This is a genomic window from Prescottella sp. R16 (assembly GCF_030656875.1).
Classification (GTDB): Bacteria; Actinomycetota; Actinomycetes; order Mycobacteriales; family Mycobacteriaceae; genus Prescottella.
On sequence record NZ_CP130943.1, the window covers coordinates 2,364,044 to 2,381,109 of the forward strand.

At 66.2% G+C, this 17,066-nt stretch carries 23 protein-coding genes; 13 read left to right on the plus strand and 10 right to left on the minus strand.

What is annotated here, in order from left to right; all coding sequences use genetic code 11:
* Positions 1 to 3 precede the first annotated feature (3 nt).
* On the plus strand, positions 4 to 363 hold the full coding sequence (locus Q5696_RS11085; RefSeq protein ID WP_305091425.1) for a hypothetical protein: 360 nt from the start codon (positions 4 to 6) through the stop codon (positions 361 to 363).
* 6 nt (positions 364 to 369) lie between these two features.
* On the opposite strand, the gene Q5696_RS11090 is transcribed toward Q5696_RS11085, so the two are convergent.
* Positions 370 to 1,014: an RES family NAD+ phosphorylase gene (locus Q5696_RS11090; protein WP_305091426.1), complete on the minus strand. Its 645-nt coding sequence runs from the start codon at positions 1,012 to 1,014 to the stop codon at positions 370 to 372.
* A gap of 10 nt (positions 1,015 to 1,024) precedes the next feature.
* Positions 1,025 to 1,621, minus strand: a complete 597-nt coding sequence (locus Q5696_RS11095; RefSeq protein ID WP_305091427.1) for a DNA-binding protein — start codon at positions 1,619 to 1,621, stop codon at positions 1,025 to 1,027.
* 250 nt (positions 1,622 to 1,871) lie between these two features.
* Between Q5696_RS11095 and Q5696_RS11100 the strand changes: the two genes are divergently transcribed.
* Positions 1,872 to 2,627, plus strand: a complete 756-nt coding sequence (locus Q5696_RS11100) for a dienelactone hydrolase family protein (RefSeq protein WP_305091428.1) — start codon at positions 1,872 to 1,874, stop codon at positions 2,625 to 2,627.
* Here Q5696_RS11100 and Q5696_RS11105 read toward each other — a convergent pair.
* Entirely contained in the window at positions 2,608 to 3,072 is a 465-nt protein-coding gene (locus Q5696_RS11105) for a VOC family protein (RefSeq protein ID WP_305091429.1), read from the minus strand. The genes Q5696_RS11100 and Q5696_RS11105 overlap by 20 nt on opposite strands.
* A gap of 487 nt (positions 3,073 to 3,559) precedes the next feature.
* Here Q5696_RS11105 and Q5696_RS11110 point away from each other — a divergent pair, with 487 nt between their 5' ends.
* The 4 genes from Q5696_RS11110 (at position 3,560) to Q5696_RS11125 (ending at position 8,399) form a co-directional block, all read left to right on the plus strand.
* Positions 3,560 to 4,672, plus strand: a complete 1,113-nt coding sequence (locus Q5696_RS11110) for an ABC-three component system protein (RefSeq protein WP_305091430.1) — start codon at positions 3,560 to 3,562, stop codon at positions 4,670 to 4,672.
* Positions 4,665 to 5,144 carry an ABC-three component system middle component 2 gene (locus tag Q5696_RS11115; RefSeq protein ID WP_305091431.1) on the plus strand — a complete coding sequence of 160 codons (480 nt, stop codon included), beginning with the start codon at positions 4,665 to 4,667 and terminating at the stop codon, positions 5,142 to 5,144. Before Q5696_RS11110 ends, Q5696_RS11115 begins: the two co-directional genes overlap by 8 nt.
* Complete coding sequence (locus Q5696_RS11120; RefSeq protein WP_305091432.1) at positions 5,144 to 7,018, plus strand: AAA family ATPase; 1,875 nt, start codon at positions 5,144 to 5,146, stop codon at positions 7,016 to 7,018. Before Q5696_RS11115 ends, Q5696_RS11120 begins: the two co-directional genes overlap by 1 nt.
* A gap of 202 nt (positions 7,019 to 7,220) precedes the next feature.
* Positions 7,221 to 8,399 carry a hypothetical protein gene (locus Q5696_RS11125; protein ID WP_305091433.1) on the plus strand — a complete coding sequence of 393 codons (1,179 nt, stop codon included), beginning with the start codon at positions 7,221 to 7,223 and terminating at the stop codon, positions 8,397 to 8,399.
* A gap of 48 nt (positions 8,400 to 8,447) precedes the next feature.
* Here the strand turns inward: Q5696_RS11125 and Q5696_RS11130 are convergent, their stop codons facing one another.
* The 4 genes from Q5696_RS11130 to Q5696_RS11145 all read right to left on the minus strand — a co-directional run bounded on the left by Q5696_RS11130 (position 8,448) and on the right by Q5696_RS11145 (position 10,973).
* Positions 8,448 to 8,753 carry a hypothetical protein gene (locus Q5696_RS11130; RefSeq protein WP_305091434.1) on the minus strand — a complete coding sequence of 102 codons (306 nt, stop codon included), beginning with the start codon at positions 8,751 to 8,753 and terminating at the stop codon, positions 8,448 to 8,450.
* 23 nt (positions 8,754 to 8,776) lie between these two features.
* Positions 8,777 to 9,649, minus strand: coding sequence for a type I restriction enzyme subunit R domain-containing protein (locus Q5696_RS11135; protein WP_305091435.1), 873 nt, complete (start codon positions 9,647 to 9,649; stop codon positions 8,777 to 8,779).
* Positions 9,650 to 9,651: 2 nt separating this feature from the next.
* Positions 9,652 to 10,164 (minus strand): hypothetical protein, encoded by a 513-nt coding sequence (locus tag Q5696_RS11140; RefSeq protein ID WP_305091436.1) that lies wholly within the window; start codon positions 10,162 to 10,164, stop codon positions 9,652 to 9,654.
* A gap of 461 nt (positions 10,165 to 10,625) precedes the next feature.
* On the minus strand, positions 10,626 to 10,973 hold the full coding sequence (locus Q5696_RS11145; protein ID WP_305091437.1) for a hypothetical protein: 348 nt from the start codon (positions 10,971 to 10,973) through the stop codon (positions 10,626 to 10,628).
* A gap of 62 nt (positions 10,974 to 11,035) precedes the next feature.
* Between Q5696_RS11145 and Q5696_RS11150 the strand changes: the two genes are divergently transcribed.
* The 3 genes from Q5696_RS11150 to Q5696_RS11160 all read left to right on the plus strand — a co-directional run bounded on the left by Q5696_RS11150 (position 11,036) and on the right by Q5696_RS11160 (position 12,302).
* Complete coding sequence (locus Q5696_RS11150) at positions 11,036 to 11,251, plus strand: hypothetical protein (protein ID WP_305091438.1); 216 nt, start codon at positions 11,036 to 11,038, stop codon at positions 11,249 to 11,251.
* 107 nt (positions 11,252 to 11,358) lie between these two features.
* Positions 11,359 to 11,736 carry a TA system antitoxin ParD family protein gene (locus tag Q5696_RS11155; protein WP_305091439.1) on the plus strand — a complete coding sequence of 126 codons (378 nt, stop codon included), beginning with the start codon at positions 11,359 to 11,361 and terminating at the stop codon, positions 11,734 to 11,736.
* Positions 11,733 to 12,302, plus strand: coding sequence for an ATPase (locus Q5696_RS11160; RefSeq protein ID WP_305091440.1), 570 nt, complete (start codon positions 11,733 to 11,735; stop codon positions 12,300 to 12,302). The genes Q5696_RS11155 and Q5696_RS11160 overlap by 4 nt, the downstream gene beginning before the upstream one ends.
* 2 nt (positions 12,303 to 12,304) lie before the next feature.
* Here Q5696_RS11160 and Q5696_RS11165 read toward each other — a convergent pair whose 3' ends face one another.
* Complete coding sequence (locus tag Q5696_RS11165; RefSeq protein WP_305091441.1) at positions 12,305 to 12,529, minus strand: cold-shock protein; 225 nt, start codon at positions 12,527 to 12,529, stop codon at positions 12,305 to 12,307.
* Positions 12,530 to 12,642: 113 nt separating this feature from the next.
* Between Q5696_RS11165 and Q5696_RS11170 the strand changes: the two genes are divergently transcribed.
* The 3 genes from Q5696_RS11170 (at position 12,643) to Q5696_RS11180 (ending at position 14,121) form a co-directional block, all read left to right on the plus strand.
* Complete coding sequence (locus Q5696_RS11170) at positions 12,643 to 13,140, plus strand: GNAT family N-acetyltransferase (RefSeq protein ID WP_305091442.1); 498 nt, start codon at positions 12,643 to 12,645, stop codon at positions 13,138 to 13,140.
* Positions 13,141 to 13,143: 3 nt separating this feature from the next.
* Positions 13,144 to 13,419, plus strand: coding sequence for a hypothetical protein (locus Q5696_RS11175; RefSeq protein WP_305091443.1), 276 nt, complete (start codon positions 13,144 to 13,146; stop codon positions 13,417 to 13,419).
* A gap of 165 nt (positions 13,420 to 13,584) precedes the next feature.
* A complete protein-coding gene (locus Q5696_RS11180; protein WP_305091444.1) occupies positions 13,585 to 14,121 on the plus strand; it encodes a hypothetical protein in 537 nt (178 codons plus the stop codon).
* 33 nt (positions 14,122 to 14,154) lie between these two features.
* On the opposite strand, the gene Q5696_RS11185 is transcribed toward Q5696_RS11180, so the two are convergent.
* Positions 14,155 to 14,718, minus strand: a complete 564-nt coding sequence (locus Q5696_RS11185) for a maleylpyruvate isomerase family mycothiol-dependent enzyme (RefSeq protein WP_305091445.1) — start codon at positions 14,716 to 14,718, stop codon at positions 14,155 to 14,157.
* A complete protein-coding gene (locus tag Q5696_RS11190; protein ID WP_305095239.1) occupies positions 14,715 to 15,413 on the minus strand; it encodes a MerR family transcriptional regulator in 699 nt (232 codons plus the stop codon). The genes Q5696_RS11185 and Q5696_RS11190 overlap by 4 nt, the downstream gene beginning before the upstream one ends.
* A 116-nt stretch (positions 15,414 to 15,529) precedes the next feature.
* On the opposite strand from Q5696_RS11190, the gene Q5696_RS11195 reads away from it, so the two are divergent.
* Positions 15,530 to 16,711: an erythromycin esterase family protein gene (locus Q5696_RS11195; protein ID WP_305091446.1), complete on the plus strand. Its 1,182-nt coding sequence runs from the start codon at positions 15,530 to 15,532 to the stop codon at positions 16,709 to 16,711.
* Positions 16,712 to 17,066 lie beyond the last annotated feature (355 nt).

Consider the following 17,066-nt stretch of genomic DNA (forward strand, 5'->3'; position numbering starts at 1 on the left):
GCCATGAACCTTCGCACCGCTTCTGCCGCAACCGTTCTCGCCGTCGCCGCGCTCGGCGTGGTGGGGGCGGGCACGGCGACCGCCGACACCCCGACCCCGCCGCCACCGCTGACCAAACAGGCCGCGCAGGACCGGCTGTTCCACGAGATCGAGGTCGGCTGGAACAACGGCGGCGCCCAGGCCACCCTCAACGGGGCCGGTACCGGACTCGCGGTCGGCTGCGTGTCGATCTTCCCGAACTTCGTCGCCGGCTGCATCGTCGGCACCGCCGTCGGCGCCGGTATCGGCGCCTACAACGGCATCACCGCCGGCAATCCCGACGTCGAGCCCGCCTTCTACGACTGGCTCAACGCGGCCCCGTGACGGCGCTCAGACGACGCCGTAGCCGATCCGGTCCGCGGCCCCGGCCAGCCGGGACGCGAGCGCGGGGTGCTCGAGCGGCAGCGACAGCTGCGGTGCCGCCGGGAACGCGCCGGTCGCGGGCGGGAACAGGGCCACGCACAGTCCGCCCGAGAACCGGCCGCGGTAGGCGAGGCCGTCGAGGTCGGGGTGCGCGGCGCGGATGGTGCGCGCCCACTGCTGGGCGAGGCCGTGCGTGGTGGTGGCGAGCGCGAAGTTCCCCCCGACCCGGGTCGGCCAGCGGCCGTCCCCGAAACCGCCGAGGTCGAGCAGGCGCAGGGTCCGCGTGAAACGCAGCCCCGTCAGATAGGGCGCCCCGGCGGTGCGGTCGACGACCCGCGTCCCCTGGAAGGTTTCGGCCAGGGCACCGGGTACGTCGGCGGCCCCGTACCAGACACCGTGCCGGGGATGGTCCCGCAGCGGGCGGGGATGCGGATCGAAGCGGAGCAGCGGACCGAACGTCCGCAGCCGATTCCAGGCGAGCACGTGCCCGCCGCGGGTGCGGTGGACCCGCCAGATCACGGCGTCCGGCTGCAGGTCCAGGTATTCGTCGTCGGTGATGTCGTGGGCACGCAGGTCGGCGACGTGCGGGGGCCGCGGCAGGGGTGGGGGCATGAGCGGTCGGTCACGCCCACAGGTAGGCGTCGACGACGGTCATCGCACTCTCCACGGCACCGCCACCGGCCAGCCATTCGACGATCGACGCCTCGCTGCCGCCGATCCGCAACTCCGGTTGCGCGGTGGTGAGCAGACCGTGCACCGACAGCGGATGCAGGTCCGCGGGCAGCGCGGACAGGACGGTGTCCAGGCCCGGAATCTGGCCGCCCTCGGTGAACTGGATCGCCGGCAACAGCAGTCGGTGCCCGCGCTTGACCGCCCACAGGGTCCGGTCCCCGGCCCGCTGCCGGATCCGCGACGGGGACACCCCGAGACGCGCGGCGGCGGCATCGACGGTCAGCGCGTCGTCCCACAGGTCCCGCATCCGGGCCTGCCGATCCGCGGCGGCGGCGGCGAACACCATCGGCGTGTCCGGGGCCCCGGCCGCATCGAGCAGGGCGGCGTCGTGGGCGTTGAGCGCCGCGGTGGGGTGCGCGGCCTCCTCGAGGGCCCGCAGGATCGGGACGAGGAGTGCGCGGTCGATCGCCGAGGCGCCGAGCGCCCGCGCCGCCGCGGCCTCGAAGTCGAGCTCACCGGTCAGGTACCGGTCCTCCACACTGGTCACCGACACCACCTCCTAACAAGTACTCACAGTATATCCACCTGTTAGCCGATGTCGGGGTTCCGATGCCGGAAAAACGGTGGACGCACGCGGGGCGCCCTGACAGCATGGTCGGGACCGTGACATCACGCGAGGAGGTGAGACCCATGACCGCAGCAAGCAGGTGGGTGCTCCCACTCGTGTTCACGGTTCGGCGATCGTCGTAGGTGTCGCCGGGAGCGCCCCAGCAACGGCACTCCCGAAAGGCACCATCATGCAGTTCACTTCCGAACAGTTCGCTTCGCAGGCATCGTCGAACGACGGTGTCGTCGAACGCACCTTCACCGTCGGTGACGTCACCGGCATCCTCTGGTCACCCGCCTCCGGCCCCGACGGCGCACCACTGCTGCTGTCCGGGCATTCCGGCGGCATGCACAAGCGGGCACCCGGCCTGGTGGCCGCCGCCCTCCACGCCGTCACCACCGGCGGATTCACCGTCGCCGCGATCGACGCCCCCGGCAACGGGGACCGCCCCCGCGCCGACCGGGACCAGCAGTGGGCGGAGGAGATCCGTCGAGCCCGGGCGGCCGGCGAGAACATCGCCCCGATCGTCGTCGACTACAACCTGTCGCTGGCGCAGCGGGCCGTCCCCGAATGGCAGGCCACCCTCGACGCCCTGCAAGCCCTCCCCGGGATCGGCGCCGACACCCCCGTCGGCTACGGCGGTGTCACATTGGGTGTCACCACCGGCCTGCTGCTGGCGGCCGTCGAACCACGGATCGCGGCCGTGAGCTTCGGCGGGGTGATCGTGTCCGACTCCCTGCTCGAGGCAGCCGGGAAGATCACCGTCCCGGTCGAGTACCGGATTCCGTGGGATGACGAGTACATCGACCGCACCGCCGCGATCGCCCTGTTCGACGCGTTCGCCTCGACGGACAAAACGCTGCACGCGCATCCGGGCAGCCACTTCCAGGTGCCCGAACACGAGCGGGACGGCGCGACCAGGTTCTTCACCCGACATCTCGGGTAGAGCGGGCGGCATCCTTGCGTAGGTCCTCGGCGAGCATCACGATGATGCCGCTGGGGCCGCGGACGTAGGTGAGCTTGTAGACGTCCTGGTAGGTCGCCACACCCCGCAACGGGTGACAGCCGTGCCGCGCGGCGACCGCCAGGGCGTCGTCGAGGTCGTCGACGGAGAAGGCGACCCGGTGCATACCGATCTCGTTGGGGCGGGTGGGGTCCGTCTCGATCGCCTCGGGGTGGAGATATTCGAACAACTCGAGACGACCGAGACCGTCCGGCGTCGCCAACATCGCGATACGGGCATGGTTGCCGTCCAGGCCGACCGCCGTGTCCGCCCACTCACCACGGACCGTGTCCCGGCCGACCACCGTCAAACCCAGATCGGTGAAGAACGCGATCGTCGCATCGAGATCACGGACCGCGATGCCGACATTCTCGAATGTGATGGCCATGCCCCGCAGGCTAACTCGGCCGAGGCGGGCGGGCGTGGGTTTGCGCACCGCCCGCCGGGAACAGTCGCGCGACGGCGGTGACGTCGCCTGCTCATAGGCTGGGCCGTTCGATTGCGGTCATCACAGGAGCAGCGTCCGGGACAGGGCACCTGTCACGGACGCACTGTGCAGGACTCTAAACAGGGCGGATTTCGGCGGCGCGGTCGTCCGCTGCCGCTGGTCACGTTTCGCTGGCCCCTCCGATCCGGTGTCCTGTTTGAGGATCGTCATACAGGACCCGCCGGTGTCGCACCGATCTATCTGCGTGACCCCTGAACTCGCAGGCATCCGATCCTTCGTAATGACACCTGTGCCCAGCCGCGCAGCTCGCATGCAAGGAGGAGCGGACCGCACCGAGTTTCGCTCAACCCACTGGCGGACGATCGCAGAGCTGGCCCTCGTCTCATAGAGTTTGGTCGAGACGAAACAGGAACGAGGAGGTGCCTGCGTGGCCCTGGCGACCCAGCCGAACGCAAGCAGCGGCGTCCCCGAACTCATCGACTTTCCTGTCCCCGTCGTGTCGGGCTCTCCAGCCCCAGCGCTCCGTGGATCGCCCGTGCCCCCGGCCCACCGCATCTACTTCTATTCGCCGGACGAATGGGAAGTCTTCATCACCGAGTGGGCAACCGGAGTCGCCGTCTCGTATCGACAGATCAAGCAGCTCGGAGGTTCCGGAGACCGGGGCGTGGACGTCGCCGCGTTCAAGACCGACCGTGGCCTTGAAGACGCATGGGACTGTTTCCAGGCCAAGCATTACGACGGATCACTCACCATGTCAGACGCATTCCCCGAAATTTTGAAGATCTTCCACGGCGTTGTAGATGCCTTCTATCGTCTTCCAGATCGATACGTGTTCGTCGCACCGCGGGGGTGCGGTCCCACGCTCAATCGTCTCCTCAGTAAGCCCACGGAGCTTCGAAAGAAGTTCCTCGAATTGCTCGATGCCGGAAGTGCCGCTACGCGGCTGTACGACGAACAAGCGCTGCAATCCATCCGTGAACTCGCCGAATCCTCGGACTTCTCGATCTTCCAGTCGCTTGAGCTCAACGAGATGCTCGACGTACACCGCAAGACCCCGTACTACGCCGACAGGTTCGGGACATCCCTACCTGTACGGCCTCCCGTCGGACAGACCCCGGAGGCCCCTGCGTCGAGCGAAGCGACCTATGTCAAGAAACTCGTGGACGTCTACAACGAGCAGGACCCCGCATCCTGCTCCAATGTCGACTCAGTTGCCGCACACGCTAAATACGGCGCGCAACTCCAGAGGCAACGGGAGGCGTTCTACTCCGCTGAGGCGCTGCGCCTGTACGCCAGGGACTCTGTGCCCGAAGGCACGTTCGAGCTGCTCCAAGACGACGTCTACACCGGTGTAATCGATACGGCAGAAGCGAACCACCCCAGCGGTCTTGACCGACTCCGAGCAGTCCTCACGCAATCTAGCCAACTCGACCTGGGCGCCCACGCACTCATCTCGGTCTCAAAGCTCCAGGACCGTCAAGGCATCTGCCACCAGCTCGCCAATGCCGACAAACTGACGTGGGTGGCCGCTGATGAGTAACCCCCTCAACAGCCCCCTTGAAGCGGGGATGCGTGTCCTGATGATCCTGGTCGAAGTCTTTCCCGCGCATCTCGATATCAACCGACTGATGCTCCTCGACCACGGCCTGCTCCACAGTGCGGACCTCAACGGCCCCGAGAGTCTCCACCCGCCGATCCCAATACGAATCGGCGAACTCGGGGTGAAACGACAGCACATCGAGGATGGTCTCCACGTTATGATCCGGGCGGGCCTCGCCGAGATGTCCGCTGCGGACAGCGGTATCGAGTTCTGGGCCAACGAGAGTTCCGAGAGCTTCCTGAACCTGCTTGAAAGTGACTACGCGCACGCCCTGCACGACCGTGCGCGCTGGGTCGTCGAAGAACTCGGCACCGTTGATGATGCAAGCCTGCGAGAGCGCATGCGAGAGATCTCCTCGCACTGGTCAGAAGAGTTCGAGGTCATGCAACACGAGAGCGGGAACGACATCTGATGGGACGACTCACGCTTTCGCACCTGACTTTCACCGGCACCAATGTGACTCCGGCCTCGGTCGATTTCAGCCCGCACGTCACCGTCATCCACGGTCCCTCGGACACGGGCAAATCGTTCATCGTCGACGCGATCGACTTCGTCCTCGGCGCCAAGAAACTCAAAGAGATACCCGAGCGAGAGGGATACAGTCGCGTCCTACTCGGCCTCGAACTCCCCACCGGGGAGCGGGTCACGCTTGCACGCTCGGTGGACGGCGGCGCAGTCTCCCTCTACCGAGCAGACGTCCGCGTCGAACCCTCGACACCACCGGACGAGACGCTCGCTGCGAAGCACAACGCGGCGAACACGAAGAACGTCTCCAGGTTCCTCCTCGACCAGATCGGCCTGGACGAGAAGCAGGTGAGGAAGAATGCGCGGAACGAAACCCACATGCTCAGCTTCCGCGACCTCACCCGCCTGTGCCTCATCGGCGAGACAGAGATACAGGCGGAAGAAGCCCCCGGCCTCAGCGGTAACCCGGTCAACAAGACCAAGGAAGTCTCGGTCCTCAAGCTCCTCCTCGCGGGCGAAGACGACTCTGCGCTGACTGCGGTTCCCTCGACGCAAGAGCAGAAGCGCCTACGCGGAGCTCGGCAGGAAGTGGTCGAGAGGATGATCAGCCAACTCGAATCGCAACTCCAAGACGTCGCTGAACCGGCAGAACTCAAGACGCAGCTCGGCAAACTCAACCGCACAATTGACGAGCACAGCACGATGATCGGGGGCCTCACGGGACAGCGCGGCCAACTCCTCTTGAAGCACAACAAACTTCAATCGGCGGACAGTGCCCAGCGGTCGGAATACTCGGATGCGGCGGCGCTCCGCCAGCGGTTCACTCTCTTGCAGAAGCAGTACGAGAACGATTTGGCACGCCTCGAAATGATCGCGGAGGCCGGGAACCTGCTTGGGTACTTCCGACGCGGGACCTGCGTCTTCTGCGGTGCGGAACCGGCCAGTCAACATCTCAATCTGGACTGCGAGGGAGACACGACCAGCTTTGGTGTCTCCGTAGACTCCGAGTCCCGGAAGACTCGGGGCCTTCTCGATGACCTCCACGTGACGATTGAAAGCCTCGACGCGCGAACCGAGATCCTTCGCGCATCCATCACAACGACGCGTCAAGACGCCCTGGCATTGCAGAAGAACATCGAGAAGCTCGACGCCAAAATGAACCCTGAGAAGGGGAACCTCCGAGACCTTCTTTCCAAGCGCAGTGAGATCGAGAAGCACCTTGGCCTCTACGAGCAGGCCAAGTCCCTTGAGGAGATGATTCGAAGGATCGCCGACGAGACTGAGGCTGAAGTTGCAACTGCGGTCGCGGGGCTGAGCCTCACCGCAGCACGAGAGTTCTCGACCGAGATCTCCAAGCGCCTCGCCGAGTGGGGCTATCCGTCCGCAGCGTCCGTCCGTTACGACCGAAACGAACTCGACATCATCGCCGGCGATCAACAGCGCTCGGCACACGGCAAGGGGGTACGCGCGGTCCTCCATGCTGCCTTCACGATCGCGCTTGCCCAATACTGCTTTGACCGGGAACTGCCACACCCGGGATTCGTCGTCCTCGACTCTCCCCTCGTCACATATCGGCCGCCAGACAAGTCCACAGAGGCGGGTGAGGAGCCTCCTGAAGTCGTTGTGCGGGCCTTCTACCGTGACATCCAGGATAACTTTGATGGTCAGATCATCGTCATGGAGAACACCGACCCGCTGGACCCGCTCGGGTCCGAATCGCTCGATATCCGTTTCACAAAGCACCTCGACGTGGGGAGATACGGGTTCCTGCCTGTTGTCGCTACCGATGGGACATCAGACACCCTGGCGATTGAAGGCTGAGTCGAAGTATTGGCGAGGCTCACCCGTTACCGCTCACGGCCGTGTATGCCTCGCCAGCTCGCCGCAGGTGCGCGCACGGTGCCCGCGTTGAAGCCGGCCCTCGCGCCGACCGTCACCACCGTGTCCTGGAACCGCGGCCGGTTCTACCTCGGCGTCTCGGCTGTCGGGGGAGGAAGCGCACGCGCCCGATACAGTGCGATCTGTGCTCGATACCTCGAACCCAGGGCCGGACTACTCATTGAGGTGGCCGCGAGAACTCTTCGCTCGCGAAGCGGCATCGCTGTCGCCTCCGATGGGCAGTCGCCGGAACGAGTGGGAAGAGAGCGTGGAGTGGTTGTTAACGGAAGCCTTCGTCTCCGACGTTCCGGTCACAGACTTTCAGCAGTCGATCGGCGCGAGCCGCGGCTTCAGTGAGACCCTCAGTGCAGACCCTTGGCCGACGACAACGTCGGTCGGCGATGCGAAGCAGTTGTTCCTGAAACAACTCGTTGAGGTAGCCCCTCGACTACCGGAAGAGCGTAAGCCGAAGCCGTATTACCTGACACGAACTGCGTCCGAGACGATGCAGGACACAGTCGACGGCCCCGGAGTGCAACGCGAGTGGGTCACGGCTGTGCGGAACCTCCAGCGCTCGGGATACCTGCATCGCGTAGCACCTGACCCGTGCGAGGACGGTGATTACTCCGAATTCTCCCCAGACCAAGTTCTCGACGAGTTGGTCGCTGAACGGCTCGGGCGACGTGGATTGTGGTCCCCTCTCCCCGAATCCTGGGACGAACCGACGTTCTACAGCCTCGTAGAGGTGTTTCACGACCTGGTGGCACGACCTCGTCGGAGGTGGTTCCACTCATGGAATTCGTGTGGCTGGCACTACGAGAATTTCGCAGTTTCTCCTGCTCAGATGCTATACCGGTGGACTGTCAACCGCCTACTGTCGAGAGCCGGTGTGGGCTTGCAGATCGCCAAAAGCGGCGAGGACGTAGGCCGGTTAGTGCACAGCGTTGACGACGGCCACCACACTCTCGTCACTGCTGTCTTCGAGACTCCTGATCCAGATCGGAAGAGCTCGTTGGAGCATGCCGTCGCCTTGTACCGTAGCCGGAATTCCGGGAGAACGGAGAAGCGAAGCGCCTGCGTCGTTCTCGCCGGTCTACTGGAAGAACGTCGGGATCTTCTCGAGCAGAACCTCTTGTCCAAGGACGAGGGCGCGCTCTTCACGATCGCGAACAAGTTCGCGATCCGTCACCGCAGAGCGGACCAAATGGGCGACTACGATGAGTCCTATCTCGATTGGATCTTCTGGTGGTACCTCGCCACTATCGAGCTCACCGACAAGATGCTCGCGCGGCAGCCTGACCCCAAGCCAGTCGACAAAAACTGACCCTGGCCAGCCAGTTCCTGTCGCGATTCTCGCCCCGGGGTCGGGCGCTCAGACGGTCGTCTCCTGGTCGATCGCTGCCTCGTAGAAGGCGTCCGCGAGGGCGATGATGACGGCGGTGATGGAGGGGCCGTCGCTGAAGAAGTAGTCGGCCATCGTGTTGTGGGCGCCCTGGTTGTCGGCGACGGCCTCGACGACCGCGGTCTGGAAGTCCTGCGATTCCATGAACTGCTTGCGCTTGTTCACCCTGGCCTGGTTGACCAGGTCCAGGTAGGCCAGCAGGCGTTGGACAAGGCCGTGGACGAACTTGCGGACCTGGGATTGGGTGAACGCTTCGGCGCCGAAGAGGTCGTTCATCTTGTCGATGACGACCTGCAGGGCTACGTATTTCGGGTTTTGCGGGCGCCGGTGCCGGCGCCGCTGATGCCCGTGAGTTGCCCGGCGCCGCTCAGGGAGATGTCGACCGCATCCTTCTTGGTGTGGGTGACCCCGACCAGCACGACGTCGGAGAGGTCGACGTCGGCGGCCCAGGCTGTGTCGGCGGCGACCCGGTCGAGGAGGCGCAGGAAGATCGACAGCATCTCGATGTCCGGGTCGCCGTAGTCGACGATCTGGCTCATGAAGTCGTAGAGCCGGACGTAGGTGGCGACATCCTTCCGGAACAGATCTAAGGTGTTCAGGGCGATCGTGTCGTCGGCTTCGAGGGCGGCAGCGTAACGTCGGGCGAAGTCGTGCTTGGCCGGGGAGATCGCCTCTGACAGGGCGTTGCTGCCCTTCCGCGTCACCCACAACTCGGCCACCTTGCGCACCTGGTCGGGGGTATAGATCCCGGCCTGGGCGAGTTTGGTAGCCAAATGCACCACCACGTACGGGTCGGTTTCGGTTTCGAGGGCAGCGCCGGTGAAGTACGGCTCGAACGCGGCCCGAATGTCTTCGGGGGTGTTGACGAAGTCGAGGACGAACGTCGTGTGTTTGCGTTCCCCGCTGGCGGTGCGGTGGGTGCGGTTGAGTCGGGACAGGGTCTGCACGGCGGTGACGCCGGAGAGTTTCTTGTCGACGTACATCGCCGAGAGCAGCGGCTGGTCGAACCCGGTCTGGAACTTGTTGGCGACCAGCATCACCTGGTAGGTGGTGCCCTTGAACGCGGCCGCCAGATCGGCGCCGGCGCCCGAGTTGAGGTTGGCCTCGATGAACTCGTCGTCCTTGCTCGGCTGCGGCCCCCACTCCGACACCCACTGCTCGTGCTCGTCCATGCTCACTGCTCGGAGAACGCGACCAGGGTGCGGTAGTTGTAGGAGGTATCGAGGGCGGCGCGTTTGGTGATGTAGGCGTCGATCGCCTTCTTGTACTTCACCGCCGCCTTGCGAGAATCGGTGACGACCATCGCTTTGGCCTTGCCGTCGAGGAGGTGGGCGACGTTGGTGTGGAAGTGCTCGACGATGATCGCCACCTTCTGGCTGATGTTCGTCGGGTGCAGCTTCACCCACCGCATCAACCCCTTCCGGGCCGCGGACTCCTCCACCTCACCCCCACTGCTGTCGCCGGCCTCGGCTTTGCCGGCGATCTTCAACGCGGTGTCGTAGGTCTGATAGCCCTTGAGCACGTCGAGGATGTAGCCCTCCTCGATCGCCTGACGCATCGAGTACAGATGGAACGCGACCGGCTTCCCGTCCAGGCCCTTGCGGCCGAACATCTCGAGGGTCTTGTTCTTCGGGGTCGCGGTGAACGCGAGATACGAGATATTCGGAGATTCGGCCCGCCCGGCCATCTCCGCCGCCAGGACCGCTTCGACTTCGCCCCCGCCTTACGGACATCCTCGGGGCTGATCGTGGCCACGATCTTCCCTGACCCGTCGATCTGCCGGATCGCATCCTGGAGCTGGCCGTCGAGGACGGTGTGGTCCACGACCACGACCACCGAATCGAACACCTTCACATCATCGACATGCAGGCGGGCGAGCCGGTGCGCCGTCCAAGCGATCGTGTTCGTCTTCCCCGACCCAGCCGAATGCTTGACCAGCTAGCGCTTGCCGACGCCCTCGCCGCGGACATCGTCGGCCACATCACCACCGGACTCGCCGCACTGGACCGAGCCGCTTCCGAGATTGGCTGCCTGCCCGGATGGAGGGCTGAGCGCCTTTGGGCTTAGCCGACGCTTCGGGCGCGGAGATCGTTGCCTCGTCTCGGTCCGCGCACTCGCTCGCATCCGTGCGGGTTTGGAGACTTCATCTCACAGGCGCGAGATCCGTTCGAACGGATACATGGCCACCACGATCACGATCAGGCTGTATGCGGCGAGGCAAGCGAGTTTCCAAGTGGGGAGCGGGATCTGGAAGTTGGAGAAGGCGCTGGGCGCCAAGGCTGCCGCCGGGATCAGCAGGAGCACCGACGCCACCGTGCACCATCGGGCGACCAGGGTGTTCGCGAGCCGAGTCAGTTCGGGGCTCTCTCGCACCGTCGACGGGACGTCGTAGCCTTTCGACCGGTCGGTGACCCAGCCGCGGTGTCCGATATAGGCGGAAAGAGCGCACGCACCGGCACCGGCCAGGAACAGCATCGTCAGTACCGCATCTTCCATGCGGCACAGCATGGCAGCCCATCCGGCACACCGCCGCCCGACGCCACAGATAGCCTCAGGTAGTGGGTGACGATCACAACTACGACGTCTACACGATTGAGCTGGGCCCATACGAGCGACTGTCGGACCTGCACCGCGAGCTGTCGAACTACGCCTCGACCACCGTCACCGAGCTGTATCAGACAGAAGACAAAGAGGTCGTTTCCATCTCCCACTCGGTTGTATCGATCGACGGAAAGCTCTTCGTCTCCATCGTGTTGACAACTGACGGCCCATGATCGGAACTGCTGCACGCTTCGAATACAGCCGCACTGCCGATCCGCACCCCTCACCAAGGCTGTAGCAGATTGCTACACTCAGGTCAGTACTGCGCTGAGGAGGCGTCATGACCGAGATCGTCGACCGGGTCACCCGGTTCTCGTCCGAGTTGGTGGACGCGGCTGCCGCGGAGGGGGAGCGGGAGCATCGTTCGGCTCGTCAGCAGCTCGAGCATTGGGCGCGGGTGGGCCGTGAGGTGTCGAATCAGCGTCAGGTGGCACGTCGCCGCGTCGAGGCCGCGTTGGCCGGTCGGGTGCCGCTGCGGGACCTGACCGCCGAGGAAGGCGTCGTGTTCAACGCCGAGGTCGCCGCCGCACTCGAAGAATCCCTGGCCACCGGCAACCATGTCGCCGACCGGGCCGCGCAGGGCCGCGCCACCGTCGTCCTCGACGAGCAGGGCCGCGTCGTCAAGCATCTGCCCGACGGTACGTCGGTCGTTCTGTGAGACGACTCGACCTCGTCGTCGGCCCCAACGGCGCCGGCAAGTCCACGTTCATCGAACAACGTCTCGCACCACTGCTCCCGGGCAGTGTGTTCGTCAACGCCGACGTCATCGCGAAACAACGGTGGCCCGACGCCCCCGAGGAACACTCCTACGAGGCGGCCCGCATCGCCGCCACCATCCGCGACACCCTCGTCGACCAGGGGGAGTCGTTCATCGCCGAAACCGTGTTCTCGCACCCGTCGAAACTCGAACTCATCGACCGGGCCCGCACCGCCGGCTACGTCATCGTGCTGCACGTGGTCCTCGTCCCCGCCGACCTGACCGTCGCCCGCGTCGCCGAACGCGTCGTCGAAGGCGGCCACCGCGTCCCCGAAAACAAGATCCGGGAACGCTTCACCCGCCTGTGGCCCCTGGTCGTCGACGCCATCGGCCGCGTCGACCACGCCACCGTCTACGACAACACCGCCGCCGACATCACCCGCATCGTCGCCCGCTACGTCGACGGCGACCCCGTCGGCGACATCACCTGGCCCGCCTGGACTCCCACCGACCTCACCGGGGCCTGACCTCAACGCGGCCGCTCCACGCGGGTGGCCCGATACCGGTAGCCGTCCTGGTCCGTCACCTGCTCCCAGTCGAAGGTGACGGTGCCGCCCACCGGCAAGGTGCGGTAGCCCTCGCTGACGATTGCACTGAAGAACACCCAGCATCCGCCCGGGGTCGCCGGAGAATCGATCACACCCCAGCCCTCCAGGTCGTTCCACTCCCGCACCGTGCCCGTCGTGTCGCCCACGACTCGTGAATCTACGTCCCGACCCGACGACAGTCGAACACGTCGACGCCGTACCCGGGATCGGTTGGCCTGCACCGGGTCCACCCGCTCTCGTCGTGGAATAGTGATCGACCATGGAATCGGTTGCCACCTTGACTGCGCGCGACGCGGGCGAACTGTTGACCCTGCAGCGCGCCGCCTACGTCACGGAAGCCCAGGCACACGACGATCCGATCCTGCCGCCGCTCACCCAGACACTGACCGAACTCGTCGACGAGTTGTCCGATCCGGCCGTGGCCGCCACCGGCCTACGCGACACGAACGGACGCCTGGTCGCGGCGGTACGCGTGCAGACCCGGGCCGACATCGGGGCCGTAGACATCGGCCGGCTGATCGTCGCCCCGGACCGGCAAGGTCGCGGCTTGGGCACACGGTTGCTGTCCCACGTGGAGCGTGGACTTTCCGAACCGGTGACCGTGCTGCGACTGTTCACCGGAGAACACAGCGCCGGAAACCTTCGCCTCTACCGCCGGCTCGGTTTCCAGGAAACCCACCGCACGCCCACACCGGCCGGCTATGCGCTCGTCCACCTCGCGAAAACGATCACCACCCCCGACGGTCCGGTGGCCTGACCTGTGCGCGCACTACGAATCCTGCTGTCCTGCTTCGGTTTCGTGACCGGTCTGCTGGTCAATGCGTGCCTGCTCCTCGAATCGGTGTGGATGGACGAGCCGACCCGCACTACCTTCTCGTCCGTCGGCGACGACACGTACGGCACCGTGTCCTATGCGCTCGATCCGTGGTCGGCCGGAATCCTTCTCGTGGTGCCCGTCGTCGGAGCGCTCCTCGGCTGGCTCACGGGCGCTCTCGCGGGACGCGCCGGATGGGTACTGACACGCACGAGATCCTGACGCATGACCCTGCTGCGCGCGAGTTGACGTCCCGCGTACGCAATCGGGCGCGCTGCACGCTGATCCGCGCGCAGCGCCACCGCAATCGGCCTCCGAACAACATGCCGGCGAGTACGCTGACCTGCGACACGTGGCCGGTCGGGGCCGACTCGGAAGGATCCGGGCATGCAGCGTGAGAGATGTCGTGGTTCGTTCGCCGCACTGTTCACCGCGACCGTTGCCGGTCTCGCCACTATGGCTGCGTCCTCACCCGCCACCGCGGCAACGACCACGGTGTTCCCGATACCGGTGCGGTTCGTTGCGGGATGCTCGTTCGACATCATGGAGTGCTGGGGACTGCCGCCGTTGACGACGGTCGTCCCCGCGGCCACACCAGGTACGGACGGGACGGTGACCTTCACCGCCGACCATGCGGCACGCGTCTCGGCACACACTCTGTACTGCGTTGCGGTGCGAATACATTGGCGGAACCTGACCACCGGGGACGCCGACACGACCACGCTCGAACCCGTGGACGTCGACTTCACCCAACCCTACCCAGCGAACCCGTGGTGCCGGTACACGCCCGCCACCGTCGACACCGGAGGCGGACACGTCGTCGCGACCGCGGACGTCGTGACGTTCGGTGCTCCACCCGCCAAGTATCAGAACGTGGTCCACCCGGGAGTAGGCGTCTTCGACGTTGCCGGTAGCGGGCACTGAACGGCACACCGGGCAGATCGTCGTCGACTCGACTCAGCCGCGGCCCCACGCGGCGAGGACCTGTGCGGTGAGACTGTCGTCCGCGGGTGTTGTTGCCGGGTCGAGGGCGTCGGCCGAGCGCAGGATCGTGCGCACCGGTTCGCCGCGGTCGAGCAGGAATCGGCAGAGCGACGCCTCGAGTACGACATCCGGGTCGGTGGCGGCGGCGATGTCCCAGGTGTGGAGCACGAGTTCCTGCACCCGCATCACCAGCAGGGTCGGGGCGTCGACGGCCCGGATCGGGTGGGGCAGGACGATGCCGTCGTCGCGGTGTGCGTCGAACTCGCCGCGCAGCACGGCCGCCAGCCTGCGGTGTGTCCCGATCGGGTCGTCGCCGGCGATCTCCGCGGTCCGGGTCCACGCGATCTCCGCCGGATCGGCGCCGGTGAAGTAGTGCGCATACCGGATCGCCCCGCCGAGAACATGATTCACGACATCCCGGGTACTCCATCCGGGGCAGAGACTCGGCCGCGCACCGTCCAGATTGTCTCTGCCCAGTACCGTCTCGAACAGGGTCGTGGCGGCGTCGAGATGCTGCAGATCGTCGTCGGTGATCATCGGGTCCCGTCCTTTTCGCACATCACCAGATACTCGTCCAGGTGTGCGGCCCCGGCGACGAGGTTCCGTCCGCGTGTCGTGATCCGCTCCTGCCAGGTCCGCAGGAACCGGTCCAGTTCGTCGGTGCCGCCGGCACCGCGCACCGTGTCGAGGAACCGGGCCACCCGCGGTAACGGGTATCCGCCGCGGCGCAGTTGCCGGGCGATCTCGGCGTCCCGCACCGTCTCGGGCCCGTAGACGCGGTAGCCGGTGGCCCGGTCCCGTCCGGGACGCAGAATGCCCTCGGTTTCCCAGGCGCGCAGCGTCGCCGCGTGCACCCCGAGCCGGTGGGCGAGTTCCCCGACCGTGAACGACCCGACCGGAGCCGGCACCGGCCCGGACAGGGCGCCGAGCGCGGACGCCACCTCGGTGCGGGTCTCGCGGTCGGCGGCGAGCGCCACATGAGCGGCGTCGACGAGCCGGAACACCGTCTCCGTCTCGCCGCCGTGGACGGCCCGCATGATCGCGGCCGCATCCCGATATCCGTGGCCGCGCCGCAACGTCAGGAACGTGCGCAGCGCCTGCGCGTGGACGGGGGTGTAGAGCCGGTAGCCGGTGTCGCTGCGGTCGGCGGGCGGCAGAATCCCCGCGTCCTCGTAGTTGCGGACCGCCTGCGCGGACAGCCCGTGTTCGCGGGCCAGATCGACCGGACGCACCACACCTCCTGTGAAGGTTTTATCGCCAGAATCGGGGGTCAGACCGGAAAAGTCTCACTCGAATCTTCAACGATAGCGTCGAGGGACACCACCTCGAGAAGGAGTGTTTTCCGCCCATGACGCTGTCGCTGTCCACTCTCGCCCGCCCGTTCGGCACCCCCACCGATCTGGCCCGCACCGTCGATGCCCTCCTCGCCGCCCGCCCCGAGCCGCCGACCCTGTTCGGGTTGGGGGAGCCGACCCACGGGATCGCCGCTTTTCCGGCCCTGCGAGGCGATCTGCTCGCGCATCTGGTGGATCGCGGGTTCCGGTCGATCGCCCTCGAAATCGACTGGTTCGCCGCATCCGTCGTCGACGACTACGTCACCGGGGGAGCCGGCGATCTCGACGCCGTCCTCGCGTCCGGGTTCAGTCACGGATTCGGTGCGATCCACGGCAACCGGGACCTCGTGACGTGGCTCCGGGACCACAACACGGGACGCCCCACCGGTGAGCAGGTCCGGTTCCACGGCTTCGACGCGCCGGTGGAGTACGCGGCCGCCCCGAGTCCCCGACCTTTCCTGGCCGCCGTCGTCGACCGGTTGCCGGCACCGGTGCGTCCGATATCCGCAGACGATCTCGATGTTCTCGCCGGAGACGACGCCGACTGGTCGAATCCGGACGCCATGTACGACGCGGCCGCCTCGATCGGCGGTAGCGAACGGGCCCGGGCGCTACGCATCGTCGCCGACGACCTGGCCGACGCCGTCCACCGGGCCGGCACGAGCCTGCACGACCACTCCGGGGCGGCCGCGCATGCCCGCACCGCACACGGTCTGCTGCGCTATCACGCGGCCATGGCCGCCCCCGGCGACGACCGCATCGCCTCACTGCTCGCGGTGCGGGCGGAGATGATGGCCGAGAACCTGCTCGCCATCGCCGCCCAGGAGGTTCGACGCGGCCCGACGCTGGTGTTCGCGCACAACGCCCACCTGCAGCGCAGCCGACCCGACCGGTCCACTGGCCACGAGAATGCCGGTACCCGCGTCGCCCGCGTGCTCGGTGACCGGTATCTGATGGTCGCCACCGATGCCGCCGTACATCCCGAAGCGGGCACCCTGCAGGGCATGCTCGCGGCCGCCACCGATCGCCGCACCCTGTTCCCGGCCGCAGACCTGCACGATGCCCTACCCTCGACGCTCCGGGCCGGCACCCCGCTCGTCCCCGGCCACATCCCCCTCGATGCGGACGCCGTCGCCGGCGCCGACGCGGTCGTATTCGTCACCGACACCGACGGGCACCGGCAGCAATACTGGTGATGCGGGGTCAGAACAGGGTCGGGCGGCACGGTCACCGATGTGAAAGGGACGATCATGGGACTCGATTACGGATTCTTCGGCAGAGGCCCACTCGGACCGGTGGGGGACGCAATAGACATAGCGCTGTACTGGATCTTCACCGGTGGGCAGACGCCGCCCATGTAGCCACTGTGAGCGACAGCGGTCCAGCAGTCATTTCCAGCTGCCGGGCAGGTGCCCGTAGGCCAGCCAGTAGTTCACGATGTCCAACAGGTTGCCGATGGGACCGAAGTAGAAGCTCCAGAGATCCACTCGCGTATCTCCCTTCCCGGCTCATCCGAATGTCCGGTACCACCATGCGATCACCGCCGTGACG